This window comes from Methylobacter sp. (assembly GCF_004322395.1).
Taxonomy (GTDB): domain Bacteria; phylum Pseudomonadota; class Gammaproteobacteria; order Methylococcales; family Methylomonadaceae; genus Methylobacter_A.
Genome location: NZ_SCTW01000078.1, coordinates 1 through 15,712 on the forward strand (window position 1 = coordinate 1; position 15,712 = coordinate 15,712).

Below are 15,712 nucleotides of genomic sequence, written 5' to 3' on the forward strand. Positions count from 1 at the left end.
GCTCTTCCGATCTGGTTTTAAGGCGTCCAATCTGACGGCACGAGGTATTGTCTGTCGCGGCCCTTATCGGTGGATACGTCATCCGGCTTATGCGTCCAAACTGGGTGTATGGTGGATTCAAGGCGTTATCTTTGGTGAATTTACCGTGGGAATTTTGCTGGCATTTACTGTGGTGTACGGTCTACGGGTTTGGACGGAGGAGCGGCATTTGTCGACGGTTGATGCTTATGATTCATATTGCCGAGTGGTGCGTTGGCGGCTCTTTCCAGGTTTTTTTTGAGTTTATGAGAGTAACGTTTTCTTCTCATATGCATCGCGCATGATAATCTGATAAAGCTGTAATAGGCGGATTCGCCATGCTCACACACCACTACGCTATTTCTTGTATTGTCTCGGTAACTCCATCCAGTCGGAAAACCCTACTTTATGAGCTCCCTCAATAATTATCAAATGCGAATCGATAAAAATAAGCCAAAATCTAATCAGGAACTTTTTTGAATACACTTACCTTCTGCCGTTGCGGCTCAAACATCGAATATGCTCAATGCTGCGGTCCATTTCATTCCGGCGAAAAAAAGCCTTTAACTGCCGAAGCTTTAATGCGCTCACGTTTTACCGCTTATGCGATGCACAATGCCGGTTATTTGCTGGATACATGGGATACCAATGCGCGGCCTGAGTTGATCGATTTCTCCAAGGAAAAAGTCGATTGGCAGCGTTTGGAAATTTGCAATACTAAAAAAGGCGGGCTTAAGGATGTTAAAGGCGTAGTGGAGTTTAAGGCGTATTATTCACAGGATGGCGAAGAGTATGTTATGAACGAGATCAGTCGGTTTATCAAACGTGCAGGCGGTTGGTTTTATCTGGATGGACTGGTTAAGTCCATTGGCAAGGTAGGTCTACAGACTAATTTGGGCAAAAATGCGCCGTGTTCCTGCGGCAGCGGCAAGAAGTTTAAGCGGTGTTGCGGGGCTGAATGATGGGGATTATACGTGGAGTCAAGGGCGACAGCCAGCCGCCCCTTTGCTTTATATGCTGTGCGATCGGGTACACACAGCAGAGTTATTTTTCCTCTTTTGCCTCTCCTTCTGATTCCCCTATAAGGGCGGATAAACAGTCCATCTGGCTTTCGGTATAGTTAGCATGAGCTTCTGCGAGCTCTTGTGGCGAACCAAAGTCAGTGCGAAGTTCTTCAAGAGTCTTTTTTGGATCTTTAGACGAGGACAGAGTCAGCATTTTTGTATAATTACGGTAAGCCATCAAGCGTTTAGGATCGAGGGCAAAAATGCCGGGCATTCTGTTTGAGGTCGTATCAACGACGCATTTCGCCATGCGCTCTGGAGATAATTTATAGTCCTTAAGATCTTTTTCCAGTTGCATTTGTTCCAACACAGTCTCTTCGTATTGATTTTTATCTGCGCAGGCAGGAAGTAATAATGTAGATAGGAAAATGAGCAGTAGTTTTTTCATGTCAGTGTAACCGTTGTTAGTGAGAATGCGATGTAGGGCATTATACGCATATATGATGAACAAAAGGCTAAAGAGCGCTCTTCTTTTCGCTCTTTTCCTTTAGGCCTGGGCAATCCATCTCTTTCATGGTCTGCGTTATCCAGGCTTCGGCTTCGGCATTGATGTCGGCGGCTTTACGCCCTTTGCTTTCTATAACCGGGCCGATTTTCAGTTTGATCACGCCGGGGTATTTTAAAAAACTATAGCGCGGCCAAAAGTCACCGGCATTATGCGCGACGGGAACAACTGGAACACCGGTTTTTTGCGCCAGCATTGCGCCGCCGATATTAAACTTCAAAACTTCCCTGGCTCCGGCGCGAGTGCCTTCCGGAAAAATCAGCACCCATAAGCCTTGATTTAAATATTTAGTACCTTGTTCGAGCAACGCACGTAATGAAGCTCGCTGGTTTTTCCGGTTTATGACGATGGATTTCAGGGTGAGCAACGCCCAACCCCAAATTGGGAGGTAAAGCAATTCTCGTTTTATGACCACTGAATGAGGTGGGAGAAGATATCTTAATGCCAGAGTTTCCCATGCAGACTGATGATTGCTCAAGATAATCGCAGGCTGTTGCGGATTGATGTGTTCCATTCCTTCTATTTCATAGGTGAGACCGCAAGTGACTCTGGTTATCCAACCGATAATAGCGCACCAGGCATGACCGATTTTCCAACGTATTCTAAAGGTCGTCAGCATGCCTAGAATAAGTAACAATCCAACTATGGTAGCGGTAGAGAAGATGCCCACAAATAACAGGGCTGAGCCTATATAGTTTTTAGGTCTATTGTCTTGATGTGATGTACTTTGCTGCGTCATATAAGTTCTTAAAAACAGGAATGTTGAGATTAGGATTTTTGTGTAAGGTTTGTTCGCCTTTACCTGTTTTGACCAGTATCGGGCTTGCACCGACTGCTTCCGCTGACTGGAGATCGCGAAGCGAATCGCCTATAACAGTCACGCCGTTCAGGTTGACATTGTTATCGTCTGCAAATGCTTTAAGCAGCCCCGGTTTGGGCTTGCGGCAGTCGCAATCATCGTCCGGGCCGTGCGGGCAAAAATAGATAGCATCGATTTTCCCTCCTTTTTCTGCTGTCATGCGCTGCATTTTTGTGTGAATTTTTTCCAGCATCGCGGCATCAAATAAGCCGCGGGCCAGACCTGACTGATTGGTAATTACCACGACTTTGTAGCCATTATTATTGAGCAGAGCAATGGCTTCCAGGCTGCCTTCAATCGGTAGCCATTCTTCCGGGGATTTTATGAAGTCATCCGAATCGCAATTAATAACACCATCGCGATCCAACAACACGTAGCGGTTTTCGGGCATGAATTATATAGCATTCCCGCGCCGCTGGAGCAGCGCTGACTGCGTTCTCACGCTGGAGCGTGGGAACGGTAAACTATGTAATATATTCATTTACGATTGCAACTTAGAAATATCGGCACAAGTCAAAAATTGCTCGGATAATAAATTAAGCAATGCCAGCCGGTTGGCGCGCAGTTCAAGATCATCGGTCATCACCATCACATGATCGAAAAACGCATCGACATCATTGCGCAAAGCCGCCAGACGGTTAAGCGTTGCTTGGTAATTGCGCTGTGCCAGTAACGGTTTAATATCATCGGCGGATTGCAGAGCGGTTTGTAATAACTGTTTTTCTTGAGGCTCAAGCAATACGCCGACGTTGTCTGCCGATTGGGTATCCGATTTTTTCAGGATATTGCGGATGCGTTTATTGGCCGCAGCTAAACTTTCGGCCTCGGGCAGTTGCCTGAAAGCTTTAACCGCTTGCAAACGTTGCATAAAGTCCAGTGGTTCGGCCGGATTTACAGCAATAACTGAATCGAATTCATCGGTTGTGTAACCTTGATCAAGGCAATACCCTTTCAAACGATCGAAAATGAAATCGATGACTCGGTCGGATGTTGCCGGCGGAGTAACATCAACATGGGTAGCCCCAGTTTTGATCTGAGCGCTGGCGAATTCGGCCAACTCAATGATATTGATATTGAGTTTATTCTCTATGATGGTTCTAAGGATGCCTAATGCGGCGCGGCGCAATGCATAAGGGTCTTTGTCGCCGGTAGGGATTAAACCGACGGCAAAAATACCGACCAGCGTGTCTATTTTTTCCGCAATGGCAAGAATTTGCCCTGTTGTACTGCTTGCAGTCGGGCTGCCGGACTGTTTGGGGAAATACTGTTCCTCAAGCGCCTGAGCGACCGATTTCGGTTCGTGCTCTGCCAGCGCATAGTAGCGCCCCATAATGCCTTGCAGGTTACCGAATTCGCCGACCATTTCGGTCATCAGATCGGTTTTTGCTAATAATGCGGCGCGTTCGGCCAACTCAACATCTGCCCCCAAGTGTCCGGCAATAAATTTTGCGAGATTTTTTACCCGTATTGTTTTGTCGTAAACCGTGCCCAAATTCTCCTGAAAAATAACGCTGGACAAACTTTCTACACGATCTTCCAGATTTTTCTTACGATCCTGGTTCCAAAAAAATTCCGCATCGGAAAGACGTGGGGTTACCACACGCTCGTTGCCCTGTTGTATGGACTTGGGGTTGCTGCTTTCAATGTTGCTGAACGTAATAAAATTCGCCAGTAAACCACTATCGGCATTTTTAACCGGAAAATATTTCTGATTGGTTTGCATCGTAGTAATCAATACTTCCGGCGGCAGATCCAGAAATCTCGGGTCGAAAGTCCCGGTAATCGGTACCGGCCATTCGTTTAAGGCGGCAATCTCTTCCAGCAAATCGTCCTCGATATGCGCCTTACCGCCCACTGCGGCGGCGGCTTTTTGCGCCGCGTCACGGATAATGGTTTTTCTTTGCTCAAAATCGGCAATGACTCGGCCTTGCTGATACAACACATCCGCATAGTCTTCCGGCTTCATTAGGGTGATTTTTTGCGGTGCGTGGAAACGGTGTCCTTGCGTAGTCGCGCCTGTTTGCAATCCCAAAATTTCAGTATCAATGACATTATCGCCAAAAAGTAAGACGGCCCAGTGCACGGGTCTGACAAACTCTGTAGTGAAATTACCCCAGCGCATACGCTTGGCAATCGGTAATCCGGCAATGCTTTGGCGAATAATGTCCGGGATCAGGTTTTCAGTCGCTTGGCCTTTGACGGCTTGGGTGAAGCTGAGCCACTCTCCTTTATCGGTTTTCAAGCGTTCCAACTGGTCGAAAGTGGTATCGCAGCTGACCGCAAAACCTAAAGCCGCTTTACTGGGCGTTCCATCGGGCGCAAATGCCGCTTGCAGGGCAGGGCCGCGTTTTTCTACAGTTTTATCGGGTTGCGCGGTGGACAGGTTTTCAATGAAAACAGCCAAACGTCTGGGTGTAGCATAAGCCTTGCTGCCGGTAAACGTTAATTCTGCGGCATTCAGCCCTTGAATGATATTATTCAATAAGGCGTTGCTCAGTTTCAGCAATGTCTTGGGTGGCAGTTCTTCGGAACCCAATTCGAACAATAAATGTTTAGTTGCGCTCATGTTATGCTCCCAGCCCGGTTAACATCGGAAATCCTAGCGATTCCCTGCGTTGGTAATAGGCTTCGGCAACGGATTTGGCCAAATTCCTGACTCTTAAAAGATAACGTTGGCGCTCGGTAACTGAAATGGCATGGCGAGCATCCAGCAAGTTAAAGGCATGCGAGGCTTTCAGCACCATTTCATAGGCCGGTAACGGTAAATTCAATGCGATCAGTTTGGTGCATTCCTGCTCGTAAGTATTGAAACACTGGAACATAAACTCGACGTTGGCGTGTTCGAAGTTATAAGCGGACATTTCCACTTCATTTTGATGAAACACGTCGCCGTAAGTGACTGTGCCGAATGGGCCTTTCGTCCAGACCAGATCGTAAACGCTTTTAACGCCCTGCAAATACATAGCGATGCGTTCCAGGCCGTAAGTGATTTCACCGGTGATCGGCCTGCATTCAAGACCGCCGACTTGTTGGAAGTAGGTAAACTGGGTCACTTCCATGCCGTTTAACCAGACTTCCCAGCCCAAGCCCCATGCGCCCAGAGTCGGCGATTCCCAATTGTCTTCAACAAAACGCACATCGTGCTCAAGCAAATCAAAACCTAAATGGCGCAACGACCCCAGATACAGGTCCTGAATATTGTCCGGCGACGGCTTTAAAACCACTTGATACTGGTAATAATGTTGCAAGCGGTTGGGATTTTCGCCAAAGCGTCCATCAGTCGGCCTTCGTGAAGGCTGCACATAGGCCGTGTTCCAAGGCTCGGGGCCTATGGCGCGTAAGAATGTGGCAGGATGAAACGTTCCCGCGCCTACTTCCTGATCCAGCGGCTGCAATAAAATACAGCCCTGCTCTGACCAGTATTCCTGTAGGGCCAGGATAAGTCCCTGGAAAGTAGATAAGTCGTTGTTTATGCTGGACACGGTTAATGCTCTTAGGCAATAAAAATATGAAATTATAACTGAAAAACCGGTATGAAGCCTATCGTTAGATTGGGTCTGCGCAAATTTATAGCAGCGAATCCGGCAAACATTTATGGACCAAAATGCTGTAAAAACATTCTGACTCCAATCTAATGACAACAAACGATCATCTACAGCTTATGCAGAAATTTCTATTATTTTTGCAGCTGAATTGTTCGCACTTCCCGGCGCTGATCTTTACACATATCTCACACCGTCCGATTTATACCCGATCGCTTTTAAAAATAAGCGAAAGTTTCAAAGTTAACTGATCTTTAGGTTAATAAGCCACAAAGCTTCAGGAGATACAAAACTTGCATCTTGGTTTTTCTTCGTGGCTTTTACCTTACGCTGATTAGCCAGACAGCTTCTTATACTTCAACCGATGAGGATTATCCGCATCGCTGCCTAAGCGGCGATGACGGTCGGCTTCATAATCCTCATAATTACCCTCAAACCAGACCACATGACTGTCGCCCTCGAAAGCCAACATGTGCGTGGCGATTCTGTCCAGAAACCAGCGATCATGCGAAATGACCACCGCGCAACCGGGAAAAGCCAGCAGCGCTTCTTCCAACGCACGCAGGGTTTCAACGTCCAAGTCGTTGGTCGGCTCGTCAAGCAGCAGCACATTGCCGCCGGTCTTAAGCAGCTTGGCTAAATGCACACGGTTGCGTTCACCGCCTGATAAGTTCCCGATGAACTTTTGCTGGTCCGCGCCTTTAAAGTTAAAACGGCCGACATAAGCGCGGGACGGTGTTTCATACTTGCCGACCGTAATCATGTCCAGCCCGTCGGAAATTTCATCAAATACCGTCTTTTTCGGATCCAGGTCATCGCGCATTTGGTCAACGTAGGCCAGTTCAACCGTTTGTCCCAGCGTTAAAGTGCCGGAATCAGACTTATCAACACCGGCCATCATCCGGAACAACGTGGTTTTACCCGCGCCGTTCGGGCCGATAATGCCTACGATACCGCCGGGCGGCAATTTAAAGCTCAAACCATTGATTAACAGCTTGTCGCCGAATGCTTTGCTGATGTTGTCGGCTTCAATAACTATATCGCCCAAGCGTGGTCCGGGTGGAATATAAATTTCCTGGGTCTCGTTGCGTTTTTGCACATCGGATGACGACAGTTCTTCAAAACGGGCCAGACGGGCTTTGCTTTTGGCATGACGGCCTTTAGGGTTGGAACGCACCCATTCCAACTCGGCTTTCATGGCTTTTTGGCGGGAAGTTTCCTGTTTCTCTTCCTGCAACAGACGGGCGCTCTTTTGATCTAGCCAGCTGGAATAATTGCCTTCCCACGGAATGCCGGAGCCTCTGTCCAGCTCCAGAATCCAACCGGCTACATTATCAAGAAAGTAGCGGTCATGGGTGACCGCTACTACGGTGCCGGGATAATCGTGCAGGAACCTTTCCAGCCAAGCGACCGATTCCGCATCCAAATGGTTAGTCGGCTCGTCCAGCAACAGCATGTCGGGGTTGGACAGCAACAAGCGGCATAGCGCTACGCGGCGTTTTTCCCCGCCTGACAGCTTGGTGACATCGGCATCCCAATCGGGCAAGCGCAACGCATCGGCGGCGACTTCGAGCTTGCGCTCCAGATTATGGCCGTCGCAGGCATTGACGATGTCTTCCAGACGCGCTTGATCGGCGGCTAATTTGTCAAAATCGGCATCGGGCAACGCGTAAGCTGCATAGACCGCATCCAGTTGTTCTAGAACCGCTTTGATTTCCGCAACCGCCTCTTCGACATTGCCGCGCACGGTTTTATTGGGATCGAGCTGCGGCTCTTGCGGCAGGTAACCGATATTAATGCCTTTTAGAGGAATAGCCTCGCCTTCAATTTCTTTATCGATGCCGGCCATGATGCGCAGCAGCGTCGATTTACCCGAGCCGTTTAAGCCCAATACGCCGATTTTTGCGCCCGGAAAAAAAGACAGCGAGATATCCTTGAGGATATATTTTTTGGGCGGGACAATTTTGCCAACCCGGTTCATTGAGTATATGTATTGCGCCATAGTGTTTATTTTATCTGTTTAAAATTAGTAAGAGGGTACCAGAAGTAAGCGTAAGCGCCTACATTCCTGTAGACAACGCGATGTCGGCTATTATTCCATGTTATTTAATAATTTTTAAGAGCCGTGCTGTTTTATATAAATGCCGATAAAAGTGTCTACGCAAAAACAGGCAGGGCTGAAAGTAGATTTCTCACCTGCCCTCCTCTTTCATCAAACTGTATATGCATTTTCCCGCTTAGCAAGCGTCAGATGTTAGCCATATCCGGCAAGCCAACAAATAATTATCCAAAATATTCAGCACGGCAGAACAAAGCTCTCATGTTCATTCATTACATTTATACACAGCAATAATCAGTAACTTAGCGTAGTCTTCAAATGAGCTGCATAAAGCCCGATAAATAATCTCAAGGTATTGATAATACAACACAATTATTGATTAGGCGGGTTTTTGTACAATTTAACAAAACACTAATAAAAACCGTAAGTAAGCAATAAATAAAACAAACAACACACAGAGTTATCCACAGGTTTTGTGAATAACTATTTGACTCATATTATCAATCAGTTATCAGCAATGTAAGATGGCAATATAAGAGAGTCAATTAAAGCCGATAACTTTTCAAAATCCAGCGGCTTAAGCAAGTGATAGTTAAAACCGGTCGATTGCGAACGCTCCCAATCTTTAGTCTGCCCGTAGCCGGTTAAAGCAATCAAGATCGCATCCCGGGTCTCCGGCAATGTGCGCAGCCGTTTGGCAACCTCATAACCATCCAAATCGGGAAGGCCAATATCGAGCAGCACGATCTGCGGATGAAAAATCTGCGCCTGTTCGATCGCTTTCAAACCGCAATTGGCTGTTTCGACCTCATGTCCTTCTCCTTGCAACAGCATCGTCAAGCTTTCGACTGCATCGGCATAGTCATCCACGACCAAAATGCGGAATTTGTGCGTCGATGATGCGGATTTGGTTAATGTGGATTCTGTAGCCGATAAATCCATCGACAATGTCGGCAATCTCACTGTAAATGAGCTGCCTTGACCTATACCGTCGCTTGCTGCGGTGACCGTGCCTCCATGTATTTCGACTAACTGACGCACCAGAGTTAGTCCAATACCCAGTCCGCTCTGGGAGTGAGTCTGGGAACGGTCGGCTTGAATAAAAAGATCGAAGATTTGCGGCAGGATATCGGGGGCGATGCCAATGCCGTTGTCCCGAACCTCGATAAAGGCATCAGAATCTTCCTGCATCACGCTTAAAGTGATTTTACCGCCCTTAGCGGTATACTTGGCGGCATTGTTCAGCAAATTAGATATAACTTGCGCCAGCCGTATACGATCGCCTTCGATCCACAGCGGAGTGTTAGTCCGCGAAATGACCAACTCCTGTCCTCGCGACTCGATCAGTGGACGGCTGGTTTCAACCGCATTATTCACAATATCGTTAAGCTCGAAACGCTCGACCTCAAGCCTGACTTTGCCCTGTATGATGCGAGCCACATCCAGCAAGTCATCAAGCAATCGCGACATATGAGTGACTTGACGGTCGATGACGTTGCAACTCCATGTCCGCGTCGGATCGGTAGCTTCCTTTCCTTCCTGTCTTTTCAATAACTGCACGGCATTGCGTATGGGGGCCAGAGGATTGCGGAGTTCGTGAGCCAGTATTGCCAGAAATTCGTCTTTACGGCGATCAGCCAAACGTAGCGCTTCTTCGGCGCGCTTACGCTCGGTAATGTCGGTCGCAACGCCCAGCATTTTGTTACAATTATCATCGTCGAATAGCGGAACCTTGACTGTGCTATACCAATGTACAGAACCATCGGCAAGCGTGACTTTTTCCTCCTGGATGCGTTTCGGTTTACGGCTGCTTATAACATCGAGATCATTTTGATAAAAGTGAGCCGCTTTGTCAGGATTGAGATTTTCGTTGCTTACGCCGATCAAATTTTCAAGGCTAGTGCCATAGCTTTCGGCTAACGCTTTATTACCTAAAAGGAATCGCCCCTCCTGATCTTTGACAAAGATAATGCTGGGTACCGTATCGATGACTTGTCTAAGGAAGGCGCGTTCATATTGCAATGTTTCTTGAGTATTTTTGATGTCGGTAATGTCTTCAGTAGTTCCGAAAGCGCCGAACAATCCATTCTCGTCAAATTCGAGCTCAGCCAATTCGCGCACCCATTTAACCTTCCGGTTTACTATAATCCGGTGTTCAATATTGTAGGACTTCCCGGCAAGAGCATCTTTCCATTCATTATCGACTGCCTCCCGGTCTGCCGGATGGATAAAATCAAAGAACAATTGATTTGTTAAAGGCGTGTCTTTGGGTATGCCGAAAATTCGAAAAGTTTCGTCAGACCATTCCAGTGTATTATTGCGTACATTCACGCGCCAACTGCCGACATGAGCGACTGCTTGGGCGCGGTTCAGATCCATCTGGCTCTCACGCAAAGCTTTTTCGATTCGCTTGCGTTCCGTGATATTGGTACCCACCGTGCCCAAGCTAACTATTTTATTATTTGAGTCCTTCAGAGCGACAACGCTATAGATCATCCACAAAGCCTTTCCAGTTTTGAAATGCCGGAAGCGGATTTCAGTAGCACCGCCACCATCACGTAATATCATCGGAAAGAACCGATCCATAATAAATACCTGATCTTCCGGAAAGAAGAATTCTTTGACAGGGGTTTTAAGGCCCTGTTCAAGATTATCCAGGCCTACCAGACGCAGTCCCGCATCATTGATAAAAAAAGGTATGCCTTCTGTATCGCACATGCCGATAAACTCAGTGCTGCTTTTGGCAAGTGAAATATATAAATCCCGCTCTGCTTGCGTTCGATTGAGCTCGGCAATTTGCTGTTTAAGCTGTTCCTCTCGTTTCATAACCATATGCAATGCCCGCTTTTCCTGGTCATGCAAGCGTGCAATGACCAGACTGCATATTGCGCCCACAGTAACTAAGAACACGATGCGTAGCCTTTCACTAGGCTGAACGATATAAAACGAGTTGTAAGGCTCGACCAAAAAATAACTGCTTGCTACCGCACTTAACATCGTAATAAAAAGCCCTGCTTTTAATCCTCCATACCAAGCGGCAAAAGCGATAACGACTAAAAAGAGCAATAACGGCGGAGAGTCTCCGAAAACAAACCGGATATCTTCTAAAATAAATAAAATAGCCGCAGTTCCCAATATTGCGGAGATATAGATGTTGCTGAAAAAATATTTAAGGAAACCTCTCATCGCTTTTCCATAACGTGCTCTAACGCACGTTGTTAAAAATCGTTAAAAATCACATAAAGAATTTTTAACATTGAATTAATAAAATTCTTGTTAAAGATTCGGCAAATATTGAGGGAGATATTGGCGAATGTCAGCGGCACTCAACGTCGTGATTTCTTTGTCGATTTCAAGACGAACCAGCTTTTTAAGCTGCTCTTGCAGATGATTGCGCAGCATACCAAGAAAAGAGGGAGCAGCAACAATGATTAATTGTTCAAACCGGTTTTTATTGTGCGCGTCTTCCAGATATTGGGCAATGCGATGCGCAAAATTGTCGGCTTCGTGTTTTTTCGGATCGGTAGGTTGCTCAAAAGCGTGTCCGCCTCCATCGGCGCTTTTGATCTTTCCCGGCAGATCGGACGTTATTTCCCGGTCATGTAAACGACCTCCCGTATGGGATAAATCTTCGATTTCCTCTAAAGTGGAAGAAGGGGTGTCAGCAGTAAAAATACGTGCTCGCGTATTATCGGCAACAACTATCCAGGTTAACTTCATGATTGCTCCCTCTGTAGCGGTTTTGTTTGATATATATTATTTACAAAAACCGTTAAATCTAAAAAACATCCGGTTTTGCATTACTGACGCAGGCTTTTGTATTACTTTGATATTATTTATTTAATTTTAGAGTAAAGAAATTATAGCCCCTAATCAATAAGTAGTATTACTGAGAAAATGAAGCATTTAGAAGGTTTTATTAATAGTTATTATCTTGATCACACGAATTTTTACTAGAAAAGGTAAAATAACTCATCCGTATAAATAATAACGTGAATCAGCTTTCTAATCTCATGCAGCCGGCATTTGTCCATTTAAGACTCCACACTGAATTTTCCCTGGTAGACGGGATCGTCAAAATAAAGCCCTTGGTCAAGCGTTTGGCAGAGCTAAATATGCCGGCGATTGCGGTCACCGAGCACGCTAATCTGTTTTCGCTGGTCAAATTCTATAAAGCGGCGCTAGGACAAGGCATCAAAGCGATAGCCGGTTCCGATGTGTTGGTTTTTAATCCCGAAGACCCCGCTACACCGTATTGTCTGACCTTGCTGGTCAAAAACCCCACCGGTTACATTACACTGACCGAGCTGATCTCAAAAGCCTATCAGGAAGGCCAGCATCAAGGCGTGCCGATGCTTCGGCAGGAATGGATAGAAGCCAACCATAACGGCTTGATTGCATTGTCCGGCGCGATGAGCGGCGATATCGGCAAGGCGTTGTTAGCCGAAAACCATGATGCGGCCAAGCGGCTGGCGGAGTTTTGGGGCGGATTATTCGAGCAAAGCTTTTACCTGGAATTGCAAAGGATCGGTAAACCTGAAGAAGAACGCTATATCGCCGCAGCGGTCGAACTGGCGTTAGCAACCGGTTTGCCGGTAGTGGCGACCAATGATGTGCGCTTTATCGATCAACAGGATTTTGCCGCCCATGAAGTGCGGGTTTGCATCAATCAGGGGCGGGTGCTGGATGATACGCGCCGGCCCAAGAATTATACCGAACAGCAATATTTACGTAGCAGCGAAGAAATGCAGGCGTTGTTTGCCGATATACCCGAGGCGTTGGAAAACACCGTGGAAATCGCCAAGCGCTGCAACTTAAAACTGACACTGGGCGAAAACTTTCTGCCGGATTTCCCGGTGCCTGAAGGCATGAATCTGGGTGAATTTATGGCCGAGGAGTCCATGAAAGGCCTGGAAGAGCGCTTGTTGCATCACCCGGCGGTGGGTAAAGGTACCGATGAGGAAAACCGGCGCGTTTACTATGAACGGCTGGATTTCGAATTGAAAATGATCACCCAGATGGGTTTTCCCGGTTACTTTATGATTGTTGCCGACTTTATCCAGTGGGCAAAAAACAATTTTATCCCGGTCGGACCGGGACGGGGTTCGGGTGCGGGCTCGCTGGTGGCTTACGCGCTTAAAATTACCGACCTCGATCCTATCGAATTCGATCTGCTGTTTGAGCGGTTCTTAAATCCCGAGCGAATTTCAATGCCTGACTTTGACGTGGATTTCTGCATGGATCGCCGCGATGAGGTCATTGACTATGTCGCCCGGCATTACGGGCGGGATCATGTCGCGCAAATCATCACCTATGGTTCTATGGCGGCAAAAGCGGTTATTCGCGATGTCGGCCGCGTGCTGGGTTTCGGCTACGGTTTTGTCGATAGACTGGCCAAACTGATTCCCTTTGAAATCGGCATGACGCTAACGAAAGCGCTGAGCGACAGCCCGGAACTCAAACAGCTTTATGACACCGAAGAGGAAGTCAAGACGCTAATCGATATGGCTTTGTCGCTGGAAGGCACGTCCCGAAATGCCGGCAAACATGCCGGTGGCGTGGTCATTTCGCCGACCAAGCTGACCGATTTTACGCCGCTGTATTGCGACCAGGAAGGCAATAATCTGGTCACTCAGTTCGACAAGGATGACGTGGAAGCGGTCGGCCTGGTCAAGTTCGACTTTTTGGGCTTGCGCACGCTGACCATTATCGATTGGGCATTACAGGACATTAACGCCAAGCAAAAGCAGTTAGGCAAGCCGCCAGTCGATATAACGACCATCCCCCGAGATGATGCCGCATCATACGAATTGTTAAAAAACGCCCAGACCACTGCGGTGTTCCAGCTGGAATCGCGCGGCATGAAGGAGTTGATTAAAAAACTGAAACCCGACTGTTTCGACGACATTATCGCGCTGGTGGCGCTGTTCCGTCCGGGGCCTTTGGAATCGGGCATGGTCGACGATTACATCAATGTCAAGCACGGCGCCAAAGCGGAGTACGCGCATCCGTTGCTGGAGCCGATTTTAAAGCCCACCAACGGCGTTATTTTGTACCAGGAACAGGTGATGCAAATCGCCCGTGAAATGGCGCTGTACACGCTGGGAGGAGCGGACATGCTGCGCCGGGCGATGGGTAAGAAAAAACCGGAAGAAATGGCCAAGGAGCGGGATAAATTTACCGCCGGTGCGATAGAAAACCAAGTCGATGAAAAAATAGCCACTTACGTGTTCGATTTGATGGAAAAATTTGCCGGTTACGGTTTCAATAAATCGCATTCCGCCGCTTACGCCTTAGTCGCTTATCAAACCGCTTGGCTAAAAGCCCATTATCGCCCCGAGTTCATGGCTGCGGTGTTGTCGGCCGATATGGACAACACCGATAAAGTGGTGATCTTGATTGAAGAATGCAGGCAGATGAAACTGGAAATTCTTCCGCCCACCATCAATGTTTCAAAATACAAATTTACCGTAAACGATACTGGCCAGATCGTCTACGGTTTGGGCGCCTTAAAAGGGGTGGGTGAAGCGGCCATTGAAGAAATGCTGATAGAGCGGGAAGAAAATGGCTTATTTTCCGGACTGTACGATTTATGCAAGCGGGTGGATTTGCGCAAATTCAACCGGCGGGTTTTGGAAGCCTTAATACGCGCCGGGGCTTTCGATGAGTTCGATGATAACCGGGCCGGGCATTTGGCCGAGCTATCCACGGTTTTAAAAGTTGCCGAGCAGCACGGAAAAAATGCGCAAACAGGGCAGAACGATTTGTTCGGCTTGGCTGTTAATGCCGAAAATATCGATGATGCACATGCTTATTCCACCGTGGTTGAGCCTTGGTCTGAAAATGAACGGTTGGCTGCCGAAAAACTGGTTCTGGGTTTGTTTTTGACCGGGCACCCGATAAACCAATACGAGGCTGAATTACGACAATTTACTAACGGAACCATAGAGTCGCTGCTAGCCACTGTGGAGCGATCCAAAAGTAGGAAAATGGAAGCCCGAACAGCCGGTTTAGTCGTCGAAGTGCGCACTCGTCAAACCAAAAACGGTAAAATCATGGGTTTTGCAACCATTGATGACCGAACCGGTAGGCTGGAAATTGCGGCCTTTGGCGATGTCTACGAAAAATACCGGAGCATTTTTTCCCGCGACAGCCTCTTAATTGCGGAAGGCGCATTGGGGATTGATGATTATTTGGGAACGCTGCGTTTAACGGTGGAAAAATTGTACAGCATGGAGCAGGCCAGAGAGGCTTATGCCAGAAGCATACAGCTGACATGGAAAGCGACGGACAATGAGCACGAAAGCCATGCCTTCATGCCAAAATTGATTGCAGCTCTGGAGCCCTTTAAAGGCGGGAACTGCCCTGTGGGAATCAGTTATTCATCAAAGATTGCAAAAGCAAATTTGCAACTGGGCGATGACTGGCGCGTCCACCCCACTGATGAATTGGTTGCGCGATTGAGGGCGTTGTTGGGGAAAAGGGCTGTAGAGGTTAAGTACAGATGAAAAGGGATATTCGAACTTTAGCATAAAGGGCGACCGGCCGGACATCTTACAATGGCCACACCATTTGGGCGAATAACATTGACTGGCAATAGGTTCATAAAAACAGCGAACATTTGCACTGTGTAATAGCAAAGTTACAAACCTGCGGTGCTTGAAT

Annotated in this window: 11 protein-coding genes; 3 read left to right on the plus strand and 8 right to left on the minus strand. The window is 47.4% G+C overall.

Annotated elements, in window-relative coordinates; translation table 11 throughout:
* On the plus strand, positions 1-280 hold a 280-nt coding region (locus tag EPO18_RS11260), incomplete at its 5' end, for a methyltransferase family protein (protein ID WP_292433464.1).
* 214 nt (positions 281-494) lie between these two features.
* Positions 495-980 carry a YchJ family protein gene (locus EPO18_RS11265; protein WP_292433465.1) on the plus strand — a complete coding sequence of 162 codons (486 nt, stop codon included), beginning with the start codon at positions 495-497 and terminating at the stop codon, positions 978-980.
* An 82-nt stretch (positions 981-1,062) separates the two neighbouring features.
* Here EPO18_RS11265 and EPO18_RS11270 read toward each other — a convergent pair whose 3' ends face one another.
* From EPO18_RS11270 to EPO18_RS11305, 8 genes are all read right to left on the minus strand, one after another.
* A complete protein-coding gene (locus EPO18_RS11270) occupies positions 1,063-1,470 on the minus strand; it encodes a hypothetical protein (protein ID WP_292433466.1) in 408 nt (135 codons plus the stop codon).
* Between the two features lie 67 nt (positions 1,471-1,537).
* Entirely contained in the window at positions 1,538-2,326 is a 789-nt protein-coding gene (locus EPO18_RS11275; protein WP_292433467.1) for a lysophospholipid acyltransferase family protein, read from the minus strand.
* Entirely contained in the window at positions 2,292-2,837 is a 546-nt protein-coding gene (gene gmhB / locus EPO18_RS11280; protein ID WP_292433468.1) for a D-glycero-beta-D-manno-heptose 1,7-bisphosphate 7-phosphatase, read from the minus strand. Before gmhB ends, EPO18_RS11275 begins: the two co-directional genes overlap by 35 nt.
* 90 nt (positions 2,838-2,927) lie before the next feature.
* The gene (glyS, locus tag EPO18_RS11285) at positions 2,928-5,012 is read right to left on the minus strand and encodes a glycine--tRNA ligase subunit beta (protein ID WP_292433469.1); all 2,085 of its coding nucleotides are present in this window, start codon (positions 5,010-5,012) and stop codon (positions 2,928-2,930) included.
* Position 5,013: 1 nt separating this feature from the next.
* Positions 5,014-5,928, minus strand: coding sequence for a glycine--tRNA ligase subunit alpha (gene glyQ / locus EPO18_RS11290; RefSeq protein ID WP_292433470.1), 915 nt, complete (start codon positions 5,926-5,928; stop codon positions 5,014-5,016).
* A gap of 394 nt (positions 5,929-6,322) precedes the next feature.
* Entirely contained in the window at positions 6,323-7,990 is a 1,668-nt protein-coding gene (ettA, locus tag EPO18_RS11295; RefSeq protein WP_292433471.1) for an energy-dependent translational throttle protein EttA, read from the minus strand.
* Between the two features lie 561 nt (positions 7,991-8,551).
* Positions 8,552-11,233, minus strand: coding sequence for a PAS domain S-box protein (locus tag EPO18_RS11300; RefSeq protein WP_292433472.1), 2,682 nt, complete (start codon positions 11,231-11,233; stop codon positions 8,552-8,554).
* A 90-nt stretch (positions 11,234-11,323) separates the two neighbouring features.
* The gene (locus EPO18_RS11305; RefSeq protein ID WP_292433473.1) at positions 11,324-11,767 is read right to left on the minus strand and encodes a host attachment protein; all 444 of its coding nucleotides are present in this window, start codon (positions 11,765-11,767) and stop codon (positions 11,324-11,326) included.
* Positions 11,768-12,060: 293 nt separating this feature from the next.
* On the opposite strand from EPO18_RS11305, the gene dnaE reads away from it, so the two are divergent.
* A complete protein-coding gene (gene dnaE, locus EPO18_RS11310) occupies positions 12,061-15,555 on the plus strand; it encodes a DNA polymerase III subunit alpha (RefSeq protein WP_292433474.1) in 3,495 nt (1,164 codons plus the stop codon).
* The last annotated feature ends 157 nt before the right edge of the window (positions 15,556-15,712 follow it).

Coding starts and splice junctions, on each gene's coding strand:
- ettA (WP_292433471.1), bottom strand. CDS start 7,990: ATGGCGCAATACATATACTCAATGAACCGGGTTGGCAAAATTGTCCCG.
- EPO18_RS11300 (WP_292433472.1), bottom strand. CDS start 11,233: ATGAGAGGTTTCCTTAAATATTTTTTCAGCAACATCTATATCTCCGCA.
- dnaE (WP_292433474.1), top strand. CDS start 12,061: ATGCAGCCGGCATTTGTCCATTTAAGACTCCACACTGAATTTTCCCTG.
- gmhB (WP_292433468.1), bottom strand. CDS start 2,837: ATGCCCGAAAACCGCTACGTGTTGTTGGATCGCGATGGTGTTATTAAT.
- EPO18_RS11270 (WP_292433466.1), bottom strand. CDS start 1,470: ATGAAAAAACTACTGCTCATTTTCCTATCTACATTATTACTTCCTGCC.
- EPO18_RS11275 (WP_292433467.1), bottom strand. CDS start 2,326: ATGACGCAGCAAAGTACATCACATCAAGACAATAGACCTAAAAACTAT.
- glyS (WP_292433469.1), bottom strand. CDS start 5,012: ATGAGCGCAACTAAACATTTATTGTTCGAATTGGGTTCCGAAGAACTG.
- EPO18_RS11305 (WP_292433473.1), bottom strand. CDS start 11,767: ATGAAGTTAACCTGGATAGTTGTTGCCGATAATACGCGAGCACGTATT.